The organism is Streptomyces sp. CNP082 (assembly GCF_059570535.1).
On sequence record NZ_JCANSZ010000041.1, the window covers coordinates 32,481 to 48,160 of the forward strand.

General features: G+C 71.5%; 16 protein-coding genes. 8 read left to right on the plus strand and 8 right to left on the minus strand.

Annotation, left to right across the window (positions count from 1 at the left end):
* Nucleotides 1-552, plus strand: a complete 552-nt coding sequence (locus B124_RS26940; RefSeq protein WP_496505562.1) for a GNAT family N-acetyltransferase — start codon at nucleotides 1-3, stop codon at nucleotides 550-552.
* Between the two features lie 63 nt (nucleotides 553-615).
* On the opposite strand, the gene B124_RS26945 is transcribed toward B124_RS26940, so the two are convergent.
* Nucleotides 616-948: a hypothetical protein gene (locus B124_RS26945; protein WP_496505563.1), complete on the minus strand. Its 333-nt coding sequence runs from the start codon at nucleotides 946-948 to the stop codon at nucleotides 616-618.
* Between the two features lie 285 nt (nucleotides 949-1,233).
* Between B124_RS26945 and B124_RS26950 the strand changes: the two genes are divergently transcribed.
* Nucleotides 1,234-1,521, plus strand: coding sequence for a type II toxin-antitoxin system Phd/YefM family antitoxin (locus B124_RS26950; protein ID WP_496505564.1), 288 nt, complete (start codon nucleotides 1,234-1,236; stop codon nucleotides 1,519-1,521).
* Nucleotides 1,518-1,805 carry a type II toxin-antitoxin system RelE family toxin gene (locus tag B124_RS26955; RefSeq protein ID WP_496505565.1) on the plus strand — a complete coding sequence of 96 codons (288 nt, stop codon included), beginning with the start codon at nucleotides 1,518-1,520 and terminating at the stop codon, nucleotides 1,803-1,805. The genes B124_RS26950 and B124_RS26955 overlap by 4 nt, the downstream gene beginning before the upstream one ends.
* A gap of 47 nt (nucleotides 1,806-1,852) precedes the next feature.
* Here B124_RS26955 and B124_RS26960 read toward each other — a convergent pair whose 3' ends face one another.
* The gene (locus tag B124_RS26960; protein WP_496505566.1) at nucleotides 1,853-2,377 is read right to left on the minus strand and encodes a hypothetical protein; all 525 of its coding nucleotides are present in this window, start codon (nucleotides 2,375-2,377) and stop codon (nucleotides 1,853-1,855) included.
* A 97-nt stretch (nucleotides 2,378-2,474) separates the two neighbouring features.
* Here B124_RS26960 and B124_RS26965 point away from each other — a divergent pair, with 97 nt between their 5' ends.
* From B124_RS26965 to B124_RS26975, 3 genes are all read left to right on the plus strand, one after another.
* Complete coding sequence (locus tag B124_RS26965) at nucleotides 2,475-3,845, plus strand: BTAD domain-containing putative transcriptional regulator (RefSeq protein WP_496505567.1); 1,371 nt, start codon at nucleotides 2,475-2,477, stop codon at nucleotides 3,843-3,845.
* A 113-nt stretch (nucleotides 3,846-3,958) separates the two neighbouring features.
* Complete coding sequence (locus tag B124_RS26970; protein WP_496505568.1) at nucleotides 3,959-4,543, plus strand: TerD family protein; 585 nt, start codon at nucleotides 3,959-3,961, stop codon at nucleotides 4,541-4,543.
* 194 nt (nucleotides 4,544-4,737) lie between these two features.
* Entirely contained in the window at nucleotides 4,738-5,934 is a 1,197-nt protein-coding gene (locus B124_RS26975; RefSeq protein ID WP_496505569.1) for a right-handed parallel beta-helix repeat-containing protein, read from the plus strand.
* 104 nt (nucleotides 5,935-6,038) lie between these two features.
* Here B124_RS26975 and B124_RS26980 read toward each other — a convergent pair whose 3' ends face one another.
* The 4 genes from B124_RS26980 to B124_RS26995 form a co-directional block, all read right to left on the minus strand.
* On the minus strand, nucleotides 6,039-6,878 hold the full coding sequence (locus B124_RS26980) for a hydrolase (RefSeq protein WP_496505570.1): 840 nt from the start codon (nucleotides 6,876-6,878) through the stop codon (nucleotides 6,039-6,041).
* Nucleotides 6,879-6,981: 103 nt separating this feature from the next.
* A complete protein-coding gene (locus tag B124_RS26985; RefSeq protein ID WP_496505571.1) occupies nucleotides 6,982-7,884 on the minus strand; it encodes a carbohydrate ABC transporter permease in 903 nt (300 codons plus the stop codon).
* Between the two features lies 1 nt (nucleotide 7,885).
* Nucleotides 7,886-8,788, minus strand: a complete 903-nt coding sequence (locus B124_RS26990) for a carbohydrate ABC transporter permease (protein ID WP_496505572.1) — start codon at nucleotides 8,786-8,788, stop codon at nucleotides 7,886-7,888.
* The gene (locus tag B124_RS26995) at nucleotides 8,785-10,110 is read right to left on the minus strand and encodes an extracellular solute-binding protein (RefSeq protein ID WP_496505573.1); all 1,326 of its coding nucleotides are present in this window, start codon (nucleotides 10,108-10,110) and stop codon (nucleotides 8,785-8,787) included. The genes B124_RS26990 and B124_RS26995 overlap by 4 nt, the downstream gene beginning before the upstream one ends.
* Before the next feature lie 248 nt (nucleotides 10,111-10,358).
* Between B124_RS26995 and B124_RS27000 the strand changes: the two genes are divergently transcribed.
* Nucleotides 10,359-12,899, plus strand: coding sequence for a beta-glucosidase family protein (locus B124_RS27000; RefSeq protein WP_496505574.1), 2,541 nt, complete (start codon nucleotides 10,359-10,361; stop codon nucleotides 12,897-12,899).
* A complete protein-coding gene (locus tag B124_RS27005; RefSeq protein ID WP_496505575.1) occupies nucleotides 12,883-13,893 on the plus strand; it encodes a LacI family DNA-binding transcriptional regulator in 1,011 nt (336 codons plus the stop codon). Before B124_RS27000 ends, B124_RS27005 begins: the two co-directional genes overlap by 17 nt.
* Nucleotides 13,894-13,920: 27 nt before the next feature.
* Here B124_RS27005 and B124_RS27010 read toward each other — a convergent pair whose 3' ends face one another.
* Together B124_RS27010 and kdpC are read right to left on the minus strand one after the other, a co-directional pair.
* A complete protein-coding gene (locus B124_RS27010) occupies nucleotides 13,921-15,075 on the minus strand; it encodes a universal stress protein (RefSeq protein WP_496505576.1) in 1,155 nt (384 codons plus the stop codon).
* Between the two features lie 8 nt (nucleotides 15,076-15,083).
* Nucleotides 15,084-15,680 (minus strand): potassium-transporting ATPase subunit KdpC, encoded by a 597-nt coding sequence (gene kdpC, locus B124_RS27015; protein ID WP_496505577.1) that lies wholly within the window; start codon nucleotides 15,678-15,680, stop codon nucleotides 15,084-15,086.

The following is a 15,680-nucleotide window of genomic DNA, read 5'->3' on the forward strand; positions in this document are numbered from 1 at the left end:
GTGCCGTATCCCGTCCGGATAACCGGAAAATCGGTGACACTCCGGGAGTTCACGATGGAAGACGTCGATGACGCCTTGGAGATCGTGGGAGACGACCGCGTGACCGGGTTCCTGTCTTTCGACAGCCGTGACCGCGAGGCGGCGCGCGCGATGCTCGCGGGGGCCGTTCAACGTGCGCAAGACGAACCTCGTACGGAGTACTACCTCGGGGTCACCCTCCCCCCCGGCGACCGTGTCATCGGTTTCGCTCGCCTTGCTCTGGGAGGAGTCAAGGCAGCCAAGCTGGGCTACGCGCTCGCATGGTCCGAGTGGGGAAACGGATACGCGACGGATGCGGCGGGGGCGTTGATCGATTACGGCTTCCAGGAGTTGCTCCTGCATCGCATCACAGCCGCTGTCGGACCTGACAACCCTGCCTCGATCGAAGTGGTCAGAAAACTCGGGTTCACTCGCGAGGGCACGCTCCGCGAACACGTCTTCACCAACGGAAAGTGGCGCGACAGCATCCTGTTCTCCCTGCTCGAAGGGGATGCCAGGGAGGTGGACGCTTGAGCGAAGCCCGCCCCGGTGACCGCCCGCCCCGGCGGGCGAGGTGGCTCCCGGCGCCGGAGCTGCTCAGGCGCGAGTGGCCGCGGCCCGGTCGATCAGGATCGGAAGGGCGGTGTGGCGCCAGAAGTGGAGGGAGACGGTGCCGTCGCTCATGCCGGAGCCGGTGGCCAGGTGCCGGACGTAGCGGCGATCGTCCAGGTCCGGTCTGGTCGGCAGGTCCTCGCCGGTGATGGCGGCGAATTCGGACTCCACGATGGTGACGATGCTCAGCGGGAACTCGGGGATCGGCCGCCCCCGCAGCCGCTCCCGCATCTCCTGCCACACCACCGGATCACCGCGCAGGCCCCACTGGTGGGGGCGGCGGGCGAACAGCGTGTCCAACGTGGGCTCGTCGGCCATATGGCGAAGTCCCGTTCTACGTCAGGTCGGCGAGGAGGCCGTCCAGGGCCTTCTTGAGGGCGGCGCCGTTCGCCGGGGCGAACTGCTGGCGCTGGTCCCAGCACCACAGCCGTACACAGGGGTGAGGTGGCCGTCCGCGGTGACGTCCGGAAGCCCGGTCTGGGCCGTAGGTGCGGCGAGGGCGAGGCCGAGTGACAGTCCTGCGCCACACAGTGTTGCGATTTGATCGCATGGAGTGCGCGCGCTCGGAGCGCCCGCTAGATGTACATCTGGTACACTGATTACATGAGAGAGCCTATCGTCGAAGCCATGGGCGAGGTGCGAGCCCACCTGGCCGACAGCATTGACCGTGCCCGCCGTGAAGCTACCCCCACCATCATTACCCGGCGGGGCAAGGCCGAGGCCGTGATTCTCGACCTGGCCGAGTACCAGCGCCTCAAGCAGCTTGAGGAGCGCGTCGAGGATGCCTGGCTCTCCCGACTTGCCGCAGACTCCCTGGCCGAAGGGCGCGAGCCGGCCGTCAGCCTGGAAGACCTCGCTGCTGAGATCCTGGGCGAGGCCACCCAGGCATGACTGACGGCGTCTACTGCACGAAGTTCACCTCCACTGCTCAGCGTCAGATGCGGGCCGTGCCGCTCCGTGAGGCGCGCAGGATCCTTGTCCGCCTCGGAGAGTTTCAGCGCGCGGTGGACAAGGGTGACACTTCGGCCTTCGACATCAAGCCCCTGACCGGACAGAAGGGCATGTCCCGACTGCGCGTCGGCGACTACCGGGTCGTCTACACGATCGACAACGGCGAACTCGTCATCTGGGTCGTCGCCGTCGGTGACCGCCGCGACGTGTACCGCGCCCTGTAGGCCACTGGCGTCGCACCGGCAGCCAGGGCAGCCGGCGGCCTGCCCGGTCAGTCGATCTGGTCGCAGACGTCGGTCAGCTTCTTCGTGCCTTCCTTCCACGTAATCGTCCGCTGGCCGTCGGCGGTGAACGCCGCGGTGTACACGCCGTCGACCACGTACTCGCCGCGCGGCAGGTTCCCCTGTCCCTCCCCGAAGCCGACGAGGAACGGGCCCGTGGCGTAGTAGACGTACGCGCCGTCGGGTTCGTAGCGCGCGATGGACCGGCCGCCGGCGTCGGCGTCGTGGAAGGCGCCGGTGTCGAGGTTGGTGACGCGGACGATGAGGGCGCCCTTGTACAGCTCCGTCTTCGGGGAGCCGTCGGGGTAGGTGGCGATGGTCTTGACCATGACCTCGTCGAGGAGGGGCTCCGTGCGGAAGGGGAAGTCGCAGCGCTCGCCGGCGGGGTAGTTCACCGGGGGGTACGTGACGGGGCGCCAGCCCCGGTCGTCACCCTCCGCGGCGGATACCGCCGGGGCGGCAAGGGCGGCGGTCAGGGAGAGCGCTGCGGCTGTGGCGGCTGCGTAACGGCGCATTGGTATGGGCTCCTTCGGCTCGCGTGGTGTGCCTGCGCCCGAGCCTGGTCCGCCCGCCTCACCATCCGCTTACCACAACCGGCGGTACGCTGCCCACGTGTGGGAGTTCCGCCTGCTCGGTCCCTTCGAGGCGGTACGTGACGGCGTCCCCGTCCAGGTGAGCCGGCGGCGCCAGGAGCGGCTGCTGCTCGCGGTGCTGCTGCTCACCCCCGGGCGGGCGGTGGCAGCGGACCGGATCGCGGAGTTGCTGTGGGACGGGGACAGGAGCGGGGGCCGCGGCACCCTGCACACCTACGTCAGCCGGCTGCGCCGCGCGCTCGGGCCGTACGGGGTACGCATCGCCACCCGCGGCGACGGGTACGCCGCCGAGCCCGGCGGGTGGCGGACCGACGCCGCCGAGTTCGCCGAACGGGCCCGCGCCGCCGCCGCGTTGCCCGACCCCCGCGAGCGGCTGCGCCGTACCGAGGAGGCGCTGGCCCTGTGGCGCGGCGAACTCCTCGACGGGCTCGTCGACGGCGAGCTGCGTGCCCGGCTCGGCGGGGACCTCGCCGAACTGCGGCTGACCGCCCTGGAGCAGCGCGCCGAGGACCGGCTGCACACCGGCCGCGACGGTCACCCCCGCGGCCCAGGCACCGGGACGCTCGCCGCCGAGCTGCGGCCCCTGGTCGCCCGCCACCCGCTGCGCGAGCGGCTGGTTGCGGCGCTGATGACCGCCCTGTACCGCGCCGGCCGGCAGGCCGAAGCGCTCGACGTCTACCGCACCACCCGCCTCGCCCTGGACGCCGAGCTGGGCGTCGCCCCCGGCCCGGCGCTGCGGGACGTCCACGCCCGGGTGCTCAGCGCCGACCCGTCGCTCGACGAGCCGCCGCTGCCCGCGTACGCCGTACAGGTCCGGGACGTACGGCTGCCGCTGCACACCAGCGGCCAGCCCGCCCTGGAGTTCTGCAACACCTGGGCCGGCTGGGGCGGCGCCCGCGAGCGCGGCGCGGAGTGGCTGACCGGCTACCGGGCGCTGGCGGTGTGGGCCTGCCACCTCGGCCTGCTGGAGGACTGGCTGGTCACCCGGCTCCTCAAGCAGGCGGAACAGCAGCCCGCCGCGGCCCTGGACGCGCTGGCGGAGGCCCGCGAGCTGCGTACCGCGCTGCACGCCTGCTTCGTCGACCCGGCCGACGGACGGGCCTTCCGGCAGGTCGCACGAACCGCCGAAGCCGCCGCCCGGGCAGCGGAGTTCGTACGTGACGAGGACGGGCTCGGCCGCTGGCGGCTGCCCGCCTCGACGGGCCTGCGGCTGCCGGTGCTCGCGGTGGCCCGCAGCGCCGCCGACCTGCTCGCCGACCCGCAGCGCCTCACCGTGACGGCGTGCCCGTCGCCCGACTGCGGCTGGCTGTTCCTCGACGCCCCGGGGCGCCGGCGCTGGTGCTCCCTGGGCACCTGCGCGACGCGGGAGGCCGCGGGCTGCCTGGGCTGACGGGCACGACGGGGCGCGTGGATACGGGGCTGCCGCCCTTCCCTGTTGTGCGGTGAAGGGAGGTATGTTCCCTGTACGTCGCAAGGCACTCTCTTACCACCGAAGGATCGGCAATGATCACGCTCTCCAAGGAAGACGAACCGGCGGACCTGACCGGTGTCACCCACTTGTCGATAGGGGTTTCGTGGGACCCGACCGCCGGGAGCAGCGGCGGGATCATCGGCAAGCTGCGGCAGACCAAGGGCACCGACCTCGACCTGATCGCCATCGCCATGGCGGGACCCGACCCCGTGCGGCTGGCCGGGCTCGACTCGCTGGACCCCCTGGGCAACGGTGCGATGGTGCACAGCGGCGACAACCAGACGGGGAAGGGCGACGGGGACGACGAGACCGTGACCGTCGAGTTCTCCAAGGTGCCGGACCGGGTCACCGCCATCGTCTTCGTCGCCGCCGCGTACAAGAAGGGCAGCAGCTTCACGAAGGCGCGGAACATCAGCTTCAAGGTGTACGACGCCTCGGGCGGCAGCGCGCAGCAGGTCGCCGACATCTGGCCGAGCCTGCTCTCCGCGGACAACGGCTGCGCGGTGGCGAAGGCGACCCGCAACGGCGCGAGCTGGACGCTTCAGGTGATCAACGAGACCGGGAAGATCAAGCAGGGCAACGAGCAGTCGCTCATGCGTTTTGCCGCCGGCAAGTAGTCGAAGAAGCAGCCGGAGAAGCGTCCGCCCCGGGGGCCCTTCCCCGCCGGCGGGCGCATTTTCCTTCCCTTGACGGCCCTTGTCGTGGCCGTTAATTTGTTCGCGATATGGCGAACATTGTTCGGTATTGCGGACAATTCTTCGCCAGGGGCCTCATCCTCATCTCCCTCCCCCACGCAAAGGAGTTGACGATCATGGCTCAGCGATCTGGTGCCCGGCGCTCCACAGCCGTCGCGGGCGCCGCGGCTGCGGTCCTGGCGGCGGCCCTGACGATGCAGGGCACCGCCTCGAGCGAGGCGCAGGAGCAGCCCGCCGCCCAGGCGCCCCGCGCCGCGGCGCAGGACTGCGGCGCGGGTACGCACCACGCCGAGGCCGTCAAGGAAGGCTCCACCTGGACCGCCCGCCACGGCAGCGACGTCGTCTACACCGGTGACGACATGCTCGCCGCGATGAGCGCCGCCGTCGGCAGCCTCACCCCGAACCGCACCGGCCAGGAGCGCGTGGTCGTACGCGGTGACGGCACGATGCGCGCCGACACCCGGCTGGGGCTGCCCAGCCACACCGCCCTCGACGTGTGCGGCACCATCAACGTCACCGGTGCGTCCGCCACCGACATGGCGCCGGTCTACGCCCGCGGGGTCACCGACGTGGACGTCCAGCACCTGACCGTCACCGGCACCCCGCTGTACGGCGTCTTCATCCGCAACGCCACGGACGTCCACCTCGGCCAGATCGACATGCGGCTGTCCGGCGGCGGCATCGGCGTGCGCGTCGACCGGATCAACACCACCGAGTGGACCCGGAACGTACGGATCGACAACGTCTACGTCTCCGGCGCCGGGTCCCACGCGGTGGAGACCTACGGCGTGGACGGCCTGACCATCGGCACCGTCACCGCCCGCGACGTCGGCGAGTCCGGCCTGCTGCTGAACCAGACCGTCAATGCCGAGATCGGCACCGTGGATGCCGTGGACGCCGGCACCGGCACGGGCTACGCCGCCTTCCGCATGGCCAACCGCAACGGCCGTATCGGCGCCAGCTACGCGACGAACGTGCACGTCGGCCAGGTCATCGCGCGCGGCGGCGGGCGCGGGGTCTTCTGCGTCTCCGAGAGCGGCGGCGCGGTCATCGACCGCGTCGACATCGCCGACACCGGTAACAACGCCGTCCTCATCGAGAACTGCTACAACGTCACCATCGCCGGGCAGAGCGGCAGCGTGTCGGGCCCCGGCGACATCCGCCTGGCGGCCCGCAGCGAATTCGCCAACAACCGGGACATCACCCTGCAGAACCTCACGGTGACCAACTCCGCGGTCAACGAGAACCCGTGCGGCGAGAACACCGTCGTGCGGAACATCCAACTGGTCAACTCCCCGCAGAACACCTGCTGAACCGCGCCGCCGGCCGCGCGCCGGGCCGGGGGGCGAGCCGCCGCCCCGGTCCGGCGCCAGGTCCGGCGTCTGGTCCGTCGTCAGGCCCGTCGTCAGGCCCGGCGTCATTCGCAGCCGATGCGGCTGGTGCCCACGGCGACATCGTCGTACCAGAGGGTGTCCGTGCCCTGGCCGTAGCTCTCCCAGCCCAGCCGCAGGTCGGTCACGGAAGGCTGCCAGGTGCCGCTGTTCAGCCACTGCTGGTCCACGTCCTGGGTCGGCGTGCCGTCCACGATCAGCCCTTCGACGCTCTCGCCGTCGAGCCAGGTCTCCAGCCGGCCGGCCGGTTCGATCCGGTACTCCACGCAGGACCACTGCTCCAGCGGCAGCGGCCGGCTCAGCGCGACGCCCGCCGGGCTCTGGGCGGGCAGCGTGGCGTCGTCCGACTCGCGGTTCCACTGCAGGGCCGCGTTCTGCCCGCCCATGCGCAGGTCGGTGTCGCGCGCGTTGGTGTCCCGCATGGCGAGGAAGGTGACGTGCTGGACGGGCAGCGCGGTGGTGTGGCGGACCCAGAAGCGTACGAACAGCTCGGAGCCCGCCGGTACGTCGTCGAGCGAGGTGCCGGCGAAGGCGTGGTTGCAGTACCCCTCGCCGCCGTTCACCCGCAGGGACGTCGTGCCGCCGTGGGCGACGGCGGTGTCCACCGTGACGGTGCCGGTGCCGGTGCAGTCGTCGGCCTGGAAGCTCCAGCGGCCGGAGGGCTGGGTGCCGGTCTGGGACTCGAAGTCCTCGCAGAAGCCGTCGGCCGTACACGCCTGAGCCGGCGAGGACCCCGACGCGCCGGCGTCGGGGTCCGGGCTGGCCGCGGTCGCCGTCAGGGCCGTGAACCCCGCGAGGAACAGGGCGAGAGCCCCGCCGAAGGCGGCGCGCGGACGGCGGGGCGGGCGAGCGGGGGAGAGCGCCATCGGTCCTCCAGGGACGTGGGGGGTGCGTACGGGAGTACGCAAACGCATGGGAGCGCTCCCAGAGCGTAGCCAGATCCCCGCGAGGAGGCCAGGGTCCGGGTGGTCACCGGCTGAATCCCGCGGTCAGGCCGCTGAGCAGTTGGCGGCGGCCGAAGACGTACAGGACCAGCAGGGGCAGCGTGGTCAGGACCACGGCGGCCAGGACGGCGGGGATGTTGACCCCGTACTCGCTCTGGAAGGTCCAGAGCGAGAGCGGCAGCGTCCGCTTGTCCGGGCTCTGGGTGAGGATCAGCGGCAGCAGGAACCCGTTCCAGATCGTCAGCGCGTTGAAGATGGTCACGGTGAGGATGGCCGGCCGGGTGAGCGGCGCCGCCAGGCGCCACAGCGTCCCCCACTCGGTGGCCCCGTCCACCCGCATCGAGTCGAACAGCTCCTTGGGCACGTCCCGGATGAAGTTGGCGAGGATCAGCACCGACAGCGGGATGGCGAAGGCGATCGACGGGAGGATCAGCGCCAGCAGGCTGTCGTACAGGTGCAGCTTGATGACCATCAGGTAGACCGGGATGGCCGTGGCCTGCAACGGGATGGCGAGGCCCATGAGGAAGAGCCCGTTCACCGACCGCAGGAACCGCAGGCGCCAGCCGCGCACGATGGCGTACGCGGCCATGAAGGAGACGGTCACCGCCGGCACCACGGCGCCGACGGTGACCACCACGCTGTTCACGAAGTAGCTGACGAAGTCGGACTCGATGACCAGTTGGTAGTTGTCCAGCGTGGGGTCGTCCGGCGGCGCCAGCGGGTTGCTCGCGTAGTAGTTGCTCTGTGCCTTGAGGCTGGTGATGAGAATCCAGTAGAGGGGGATGACGACGACGGCGAGCCAGAGCCAGGCGGCCAGGCCGCCGGGCCAGTTGCGTCGGCGTATCGCCGGACCGGGGCGGGGCCGCCGCTCGCGTGGCACGGTCTTGTGCGGTTGCGGTTTGGTCAGGGTGGTGGTCGTGGTGGTCACGTCAGACTCCCTCAAGCTGGCTCTCGCCGGCGTCCTTGCCGCCGAGCCGGCGCAGCAGCAGGGCGATGGCGAGGCCCACGAGGACGAGGATGACCGCGATGGCGCTGGCGGGTCCCATCAGGTTGGCCTGGAAGCCCCGTTTGTACATGTCCAGCGCGAGGACCCGGGTGGCGTCCCCGGGGCCGCCCTCGGTCAGGACGAAGATGAGGTCGAAGAAGGTCAGCGACCCGATCACCATCAGCGTCGACGACGTGATGAGGGTGTACTTCAACTGGGGCAGCGTGATGCTGAAGAACTGGCGGACCCGTCCGGCGCCGTCCAGTTGCGCGGCCTCGTACAGGGACTGGGGGATCTGCTGGACGGCCCCCTGGTAGATCAGCGCGTGGAACGGGATGAACTGCCAGGAGACGATGAAGATGACGACGCCGAACGCGAGCCAGGGGCGCCCCAGCCAGTCCTTGCTGAACCACTCCACGTCCAGCCCGGCGCTCAGCCCGAAGTTGGGGTCCAGCAGCGCCTTGTACGCGACCGCGATCGCCGCGGAGCTGAGCAGGAGCGGGATGAAGTAGACCACGCTCAGCACGGCGCGGTAGCGCTGGCGGCCGGCCAGGAACGTGCCGAGCAGGATGCTCGCCGGGGTCTGGACCGCCCAGGACACGGCCATCACCAGGAACGTCACCCAGAGGGCGTGCGGCAGCCCGGGGTCGGTGAGCACCTCCCGCCAACTGTCAAGACCGGACGGGTGGATGTCGCCGATCCCGTCCCACGTCGTGAAGCTCAGCAGGAGGACGCCGACGAGCGGGACGATGGCGAAGCCGACGAAGAACACCAGCGCCGGCACGGCCAGCCACGGCAGGATGCCGGGCCGGTCCCCGCGCCGCGTGGTGCCGGTGACGGTACTCAATTGCCGATGACCGCGTTGAGGTTGTCGACGAACTGCTGCGGCGAGACGGACAACTGGAACAGTTTGACGATGTTGTCCAGCAGGGTCTCGGCGGCCGTCGGGCTGAGCGCCTGGTCCCAGGACTGGCCGAACACCTCGGCGTTGCTGGCGATGCCGTAGACGAACTCCAGGAACTCGGCGTTCTCCGATTCGGCCAGCAGCTTCTCCGAACCCTTGCGGATCGGCACCGCCCCGGTGCCGATCCACTCCTTCACCTCGGCGTCGGTGAGGACGCCGTTGGCGAAGAAGTCCTTGGCGATCTTCTTCTCCTCGGCGCTGGCCTTCGAGGAGATGGACAGGTACTGGCCGGGGTTGCCGACGGAGTTGGCCGGATTGCCCTTGCCGCCTTCGACGGGCGGGAAGTTCATGAAGCCGAGGCCGCCGCTGGAGACGAAGTCCCCGCCCTCGGCCTGCTGGATGCCGTACGACCAGGAGCCGTGCAGCATCATCGCGGCCTTGCCGGTGTAGAGCAGCGCCTGGTCGGCGTTGGAGTCCGCGGTGATCGAGGAGAAGCCCTTGATGAAGCCGTCCGCCTTGACCAGGTCCTGCATCTTGGTCAGAGCCTCGATGGCGGCCGGGTGGGACCAGGCGTCCTTCTCGCCGTCGAAGACGGCCTGGAACACCTCGGGGCCGCCGATGCGGTCGAAGAGGAACTCCAGCCACATCATGTTCGTCCACCGGGACTGGCCGCCGAGGGAGAACGGCGCCACGCCCGCATCGTTGAGCTCGGGCACCAGGGCCATGATGTCGTCCCAGGACTCGGGCGGCTGCACGCCGACATCGTCGAAGACCCTCTTGTTGTAGAACAGGACGATCGGCTCCACGCTCTCGAACGGCATCGCGTAGATCCTGCCGTCGACGGTCGCCGCGCCGAACGAGGACGGGAAGAGCCGGTCCTTGACCTCGGGGTTCTCCTCGAACCACGGGGTGAGGTCGTCGACCTGGCCGGCCTCCGCGTAGGTGCGCAGCGTGCCGCCGCCCCAGCCCCAGATGACGGTGGGTGCCTTCCCGGCGCCGATGGCGGTCTTGATCTTCGTCTTGTACGCGTCGTTCTCGAAGGTCGTGGTCTCGATCCGCCCCTTGGAGCTGGCCTCGTTGAACCGCTCCACGGCGCCGTTCCTGACGCCTTCCTGGGGCTGGCCGCTCAGGTGCCAGTACGTGGCGGTGGGGCCGTCGCCGCCGCCGTCGCCGGGACCGGACGAGCCGCAGGCGGCGAGTGCCGCGGACGCCGGCACGCTGGCCGCCAGGCTGAGGAGGGTACGACGAGAAAGGTGGGTTGCCATGTGTTTTCTCCGCTCGCGAGGTCGTCAGCTTCCGCCGAGCTGGTGACTGAAAACTTTTCGAAATTTGCGCTTCTGTAGGCCCCGTGTGTGCAAGTTAGGGAGCGGCTGTGGGGCTGTCAAGGGATGGGTAAGCCCGTTGTCGCTCAACGGCTTTGCGCCTACTCTCGGGCTGTGACGACTTCAGGGGGAGCCTGACGGAAGCCCGAAAATGTTTCGATACTTGGCGATCAATCGCAGAGGAGGGCGCGATGCCCACGGCTGAATCACTCCCGGAGCCGGGCCGGAGCACTCCCCGCTGGCGGGATCCGGCGCTGCCGGCGGCGGACCGGGTCGACGCCCTCCTGGCCGAGATGACGGTGGCGGAGAAGGTCGCGCAGCTCGGCAGCCGCTGGGTCGGCAACGGCAACGTGCGTACGGGCGAGGACGGCGGCGCCGACGGGGACGGCGGCGACGGCGACGGGGACGGTGACGGGCGGGCCGGGGGCCATCGCGTGGCGCCGATCGAGGAGGTCTTCGAGTCCGGAAGCGTGCCCCTGGCCGAGGCCGCCCGGGACGGTCTCGGCCACCTCACCCGGGTGTACGGCAGCCGCCCGGTGACCCCGGCGGAGGGCGCCGCCGAACTCGTCGGCCAGCAGCGCACGGTCATCCAGGGCTCCCGGCTCGGCATCCCCGCCCTGGTCCACGAGGAGTGCCTCACCGGATTCACCACGTACGGCGCCACGGTCTATCCGTCGGCCCTCGCCTGGGCCGCTACGTTCGACCCGGAGCTGGTGCGGCGGCTGGGGGCCGCGATCGGCGGTGACATGCGGGCGGTCGGCGTGCACCAGGGGCTCGCGCCGGTCCTCGACGTGGTCCGCGACTACCGGTGGGGGCGCGTCGAGGAGACGATGGGCGAGGACCCGTACCTGGTCTCGATGCTCGGCGCCGCCTACGTCTCCGGCCTGGAGGGCGCCGGCGTCATCGCCACCCTGAAGCACTTCGCCGGGTACTCCGCCTCGCGCGCCGCCCGCAACCACGCGCCGGTGCCGATCGGCCGCCGCGAGCTGATGGACGTCATGCTGCCGCCGTTCGAGACCGCGGTGGCGGTGGGCGGAGCCGGTTCTGTGATGAACGCGTACACCGACGTGGACGGGGTCCCGGCGGGCGTCGACTCCTGGCTGCTGACCGATCTGCTGCGCGACGAGTGGGGGTTCACCGGCACCGTGGTCTCCGACTACGGCGCGGTCGCGTTCCTCGCCGGCATGCACGGGGTGGCCGAGGACACCGGCCAGGCGGGCGTCATGGCGCTGAGCGCGGGCATCGACGTGGAGCTGCCCGACACCGTGGGCTTCGGCCGCCACCTCGCGGACCGGGTCCGCCGGGGCGAGTTGCCCGAGTCCCTGGTGGACCGGGCGGTGCGGCGGCTGCTCACCCAGAAGGTGCGGCTCGGGCTGCTCGATCCCGGCTGGACGCCGGAGTCCTCGGTCGCCGCGGCGGGTGAGGCCGATCTGGACTCGCCGGAGAACCGGGAGCTGGCCGGGGAGTTGGCGGAGCGGTCCGTGGTGCTGCTCGACCCGGGCGACGCGCTGCCGCTGCTCGGCGGGTCAGGTGCGTCCGGTGCGTCCGGTGCGTCCGGTGCGTCCGGTGCGTCCGGCGCTCCCGGCGCTCCCGGCGCTTCCGGCGAAGGGCGTACGGCGCCGGGCCGGGTCGCCGTGATCGGGCCGTGCGCCGCCGACCCGCGCACCCTCATGGGCTGCTACGCCTTCCCCAACCACGTCCTGCCCCGCCACCCCGGCCTCGGCCTCGGCGTGACGGTGCCGACCGTCCTGGACGCGCTCCGCGGCGAACTCCCGGACACCGAGATCGTCCACGAGCCGGGGTGCGACGTGTCCGGCGGGGACCGGTCCGGCTTCGCCGCCGCGACGGCCGCGGCCCGCGCGGCGGACCTGTGCGTGGCCGTGGTGGGCGACCGCGCGGGCATGTTCGGCAACGGCACGTCCGGCGAGGGCTGCGACGCCGAGGACCTGCAACTGCCCGGCGTGCAGGCCGACCTGCTCACCCAGCTCTTCGCCACCGGTACGCCCGTGGTCGTGGTGGTGGTCTCCGGCCGCCCGTACGCCCTGGGCGAGGTCCATCCCCGCGCCGCCGGCCTGGTCCAGGCGTTCATGCCCGGTCAGGAGGGCGCGGCGGCGATCGCCGGCGTGCTGTCCGGCCGGGTCCAGCCCGCCGGCAGGCTGCCGGTGCAGATCCCCCGCCGGCCGGGCGGCCAGCCCGGCACGTACCTCCAGCCGCCGCTCGGCGGCAACACCCACGGCATCAGCAGCATCGACCCGACGCCGCTGTTCCCCTTCGGCTACGGCAGGTCGTACACCGCCTTCGAGATCGACGACCCGCACGTGAGCGCGGCCGGGATACCCACCGTCGGCGAGTTCACCGTGTCGGTGCGGGTGCGCAACACCGGTGCCCGCGCGGGTCGCGAGGCCGTCCAGCTCTACCTGCGCGACGTCGTCGCCCAGGTGACCCGGCCGGTCCGGCAGTTGGCCGGCTTCGCCCAGGTCCACCTGGAGCCGGGCGCGAGCGCGCGGGTGCGGTTCCATGTGCACGCCGACCGGACCGCGTTCACCGGCCGGGACCTGCGGCGGATCGTCGAACCCGGCGAGGTCGAGGCGCTGGTGGGCACCTCGTCGGCCGACCTCCCCTGCAGCGTTACCGTACGGTTGACCGGCCCCGCCCGGCTGGTCGGCCACGACCGGCGGCTCACGACGCCGGTCGACATCAAGCTGGGGGAAGCCGATGCCGACGGACACTAGGCGCACCACGCTGGCGACCATCGCCCGGGCGGCGGGTGTCTCGGTCGCGACCGTGTCCAAGGTGGTCAACGACCGCAGCGACGTGGCGCCGCGGACCCGCGCCCGGGTGCTGGAACTGCTGCACCAGCACGACTACTTCGCGCCCGTGTTCCGCCACACCGAGGTGCCGCAGAGCGGCACCATCGAGGTGCAGTTCGCGGGCGACCTCAAGCCGTACGCGGCCGAGGCGGTGGAAGGCATCGTGGAGGCCGCCGCCGAGCTGGGGGTCTCGGTGGTGGTCGGCAAGTCGTCCCACGGCCCGGACTGGGCGCGGGACCTGGTCACGGCCGGGCGCCGCGCCCTCATCGGGGTCACCAGCGTCTACACCGAGGCGCATCTGGAGGCGCTGACCCGGGCCGGCCTGCCGGCGGTCGTGCTCGACCCGCTGCACCTGCCGCACAGCCGGATCAACAGCGTCGGGGCGACCAACTTCGCCGGCGGCCTGGCCGCGACCCAGCACCTGCTCTCCCTCGGCCACCGCCGCGTCGCCCACCTCGGCGGACCGGCCGTGGCCGCGTGCAACCAGGCCCGCGCACACGGCTACCGCGCCGCCATGGAGGCGGTGGGGGCGCCGGTCCCCGCCGCGTACGTACGTACCGGAGAGTTCGAGTACCACACCGGCCTGGCCGGCGCCGCGGCGCTGCTGGACCTGGCGGAGCGGCCGACGGCGGTGTTCGCCGGCAACGACGAGATCGCCCTCGGCGTCATCGAGACCGCCCGCGCCCGCGGCCTGCGCGTCCCCGAGGACCTGAGCGTGGTCGGCTTCGACGACACGCTCCTCGCCCGCGTCGCCTCGCCGCAGTTGACCAGCGTGCGCCAGCCGCTGCGGGAGATGGGCGGCGTCGCGCTGCGCACCGCGCTCCGCCTGGCCAACGGCGAGAAGGTGGAGTCCCACCACATCGAACTCGCCACAGAACTGGTGACCCGCGCGTCGACCGCACCGCCCCGGGCCTGACCGGTGCCGCCGGACGCGTGCGCACGGTCATGATCGGTCGCCGTCCCTCTCCGGTGCGGTCCCGGGTGTGCGGGTGCGGCGGCGCAGCCAGCGGCCGTGGGCGGCTTCGGAGTGGGTGACGACGTAGACGTCGATGTCGTCTCCGGATCCTTCGATGAGGACTTCGTCCATGCCGCGGCGGATGAGCTGTTTGACGCGGCTGCGGCGGGTGGCGCCGACGACGATCTGGGTGGCGTTGACTTCCCTGGCGAAGGCGAGGACGGCGTGGGCGCGGTCGTCGCCGGTGACGGTGTGGAAGGTGCCGCCGAGTGCCTCCACCAGGTCCCGCTGACGGGCAAGCAGCTGCGGGGAGGCGCTGGTGAGCCCGTCGCTGGGGAGGACGTGGACGGCCAGGAACTCGCCGCCGGCGCCGCGTGCGGCGATGCGTTTGGCCCGGCGGATGAGGGTCTCGCCTTCCGGGCCGCCGGAGAGGGCGACCAGGAGGCGTTCGCGGGTGTTCCACGGCTCGTGGATGCCGTGGTCCTGGCGGTAGCGGAGCAGGGCTTCTTCGACGCGGTCGGCCGCCCAGAGCAGGGCGATCTCCCGGAGTGCGGTGAGGTTGCCGGAGCGGAAGTAGTTGGCGAGGGCGGCCTCGATCTTCTCGGGCGGGTAGATGTTGCCGTGGATCATGCGGCGCCGCAGGGCCTCGGCGGACATGTCGACGATCTCGATCTGGTCGGCGCGGCGGATCACGTCGTCGGGGACGGTCTCGTGCTGACGGATGCCGGTGATCTGCTCGACGATGTCGTTGAGCGATTCGAGGTGCTGGATGTTGACGGTCGAGACGACGTCGATGCCCGCGTCGAGGAGGTCCTCGACGTCCTGCCACCGTTTCTCGTGGCGGGAGCCGGGGACGTTGGTGTGGGCGAGTTCGTCGACGAGGGCGACCTGGGGCCGTCGGGCCAGGACGGCGTCGGGGTCGAGTTCCGTGAAGGTGGCGCCGCGGTAGGTCATGGTCCTGCGGGGTACGGTCTCCAGCCCTTCGGTCATCTTCCGGGTGAGGGGCCGTCCGTAGTCCTCGACGAACCCGATGACCACATCGGTGCCCCGGCCGGCCCGGCGCTGGCCTTCGGCGAGCATGTCGTACGTCTTGCCCACCCCGGGAGCGGCCCCGAGGTAGACGCGCAGCGTTCCGCGCGGCACGGTTGCCTTCACCCCTTCCGGGCGAGTTGTGCCAGCGCGAGGTTGAGTTCCAGGACGTTGACGCGCGGTTCGCCGAGGAAGCCGAGGACGCGTCCCTCCACGTGGCCGTCGACCAGGGCACGGACGCGCCGGCCGGCCAGGCCCCGGGCGGTGGCCACCCGCGGCGCCTGCTGGCGGGCGTACGCCGGGGAGATGTGCGGGTCGAGTCCGCTCGCCGAGGCGGTGAGGGCGTCCGCCGGTACGCGGGAGGGGGCCGTGCCGTCCCGGGCGGCGGCTGCTGTCCGGCGCTGCCGGACCTGGGCCAGGAGTTCCCCGTTCGTCGGTCCGAGGTTGGAGGCACCGGAGGCCAGTGCGTCGTAGCCGCCGTCGGCGCCGGCCGCGGAGGGCCGGGAGTGGAACCACTGCCGGCCGGCGAAGTCCTGTCCGAGCAGCGAGGAGCCGACCGTACGGCCGTGTTCGGTGACCTTCGAGCCGTCGGCCTGGCCGGGGAAGGCGAGGTGGGCGACGGCCCAGACGGCGAGCGGGTAGCCGGCGCCGACGACCACGGTGAGGGCCAGCAGTACGCGCAGTCCTGCCGCGGCCTGCCGGAGGAAGCTGGTGGTCAA

What these genes read in the sequence shown, in the direction of transcription:
- B124_RS26945 (WP_496505563.1), bottom strand. Translation starts at nt 948, where the DNA reads ATGGCCGACGAGCCCACGTTGGACACGCTGTTCGCCCGCCGCCCCCAC.
- B124_RS26950 (WP_496505564.1), top strand. Translation starts at nt 1,234, where the DNA reads ATGAGAGAGCCTATCGTCGAAGCCATGGGCGAGGTGCGAGCCCACCTG.
- B124_RS26955 (WP_496505565.1), top strand. Translation starts at nt 1,518, where the DNA reads ATGACTGACGGCGTCTACTGCACGAAGTTCACCTCCACTGCTCAGCGT.
- B124_RS26960 (WP_496505566.1), bottom strand. Translation starts at nt 2,377, where the DNA reads ATGCGCCGTTACGCAGCCGCCACAGCCGCAGCGCTCTCCCTGACCGCC.
- B124_RS26970 (WP_496505568.1), top strand. Translation starts at nt 3,959, where the DNA reads ATGATCACGCTCTCCAAGGAAGACGAACCGGCGGACCTGACCGGTGTC.
- B124_RS26975 (WP_496505569.1), top strand. Translation starts at nt 4,738, where the DNA reads ATGGCTCAGCGATCTGGTGCCCGGCGCTCCACAGCCGTCGCGGGCGCC.
- B124_RS26980 (WP_496505570.1), bottom strand. Translation starts at nt 6,878, where the DNA reads ATGGCGCTCTCCCCCGCTCGCCCGCCCCGCCGTCCGCGCGCCGCCTTC.
- B124_RS26995 (WP_496505573.1), bottom strand. Translation starts at nt 10,110, where the DNA reads ATGGCAACCCACCTTTCTCGTCGTACCCTCCTCAGCCTGGCGGCCAGC.
- B124_RS27000 (WP_496505574.1), top strand. Translation starts at nt 10,359, where the DNA reads ATGCCCACGGCTGAATCACTCCCGGAGCCGGGCCGGAGCACTCCCCGC.
- B124_RS27005 (WP_496505575.1), top strand. Translation starts at nt 12,883, where the DNA reads ATGCCGACGGACACTAGGCGCACCACGCTGGCGACCATCGCCCGGGCG.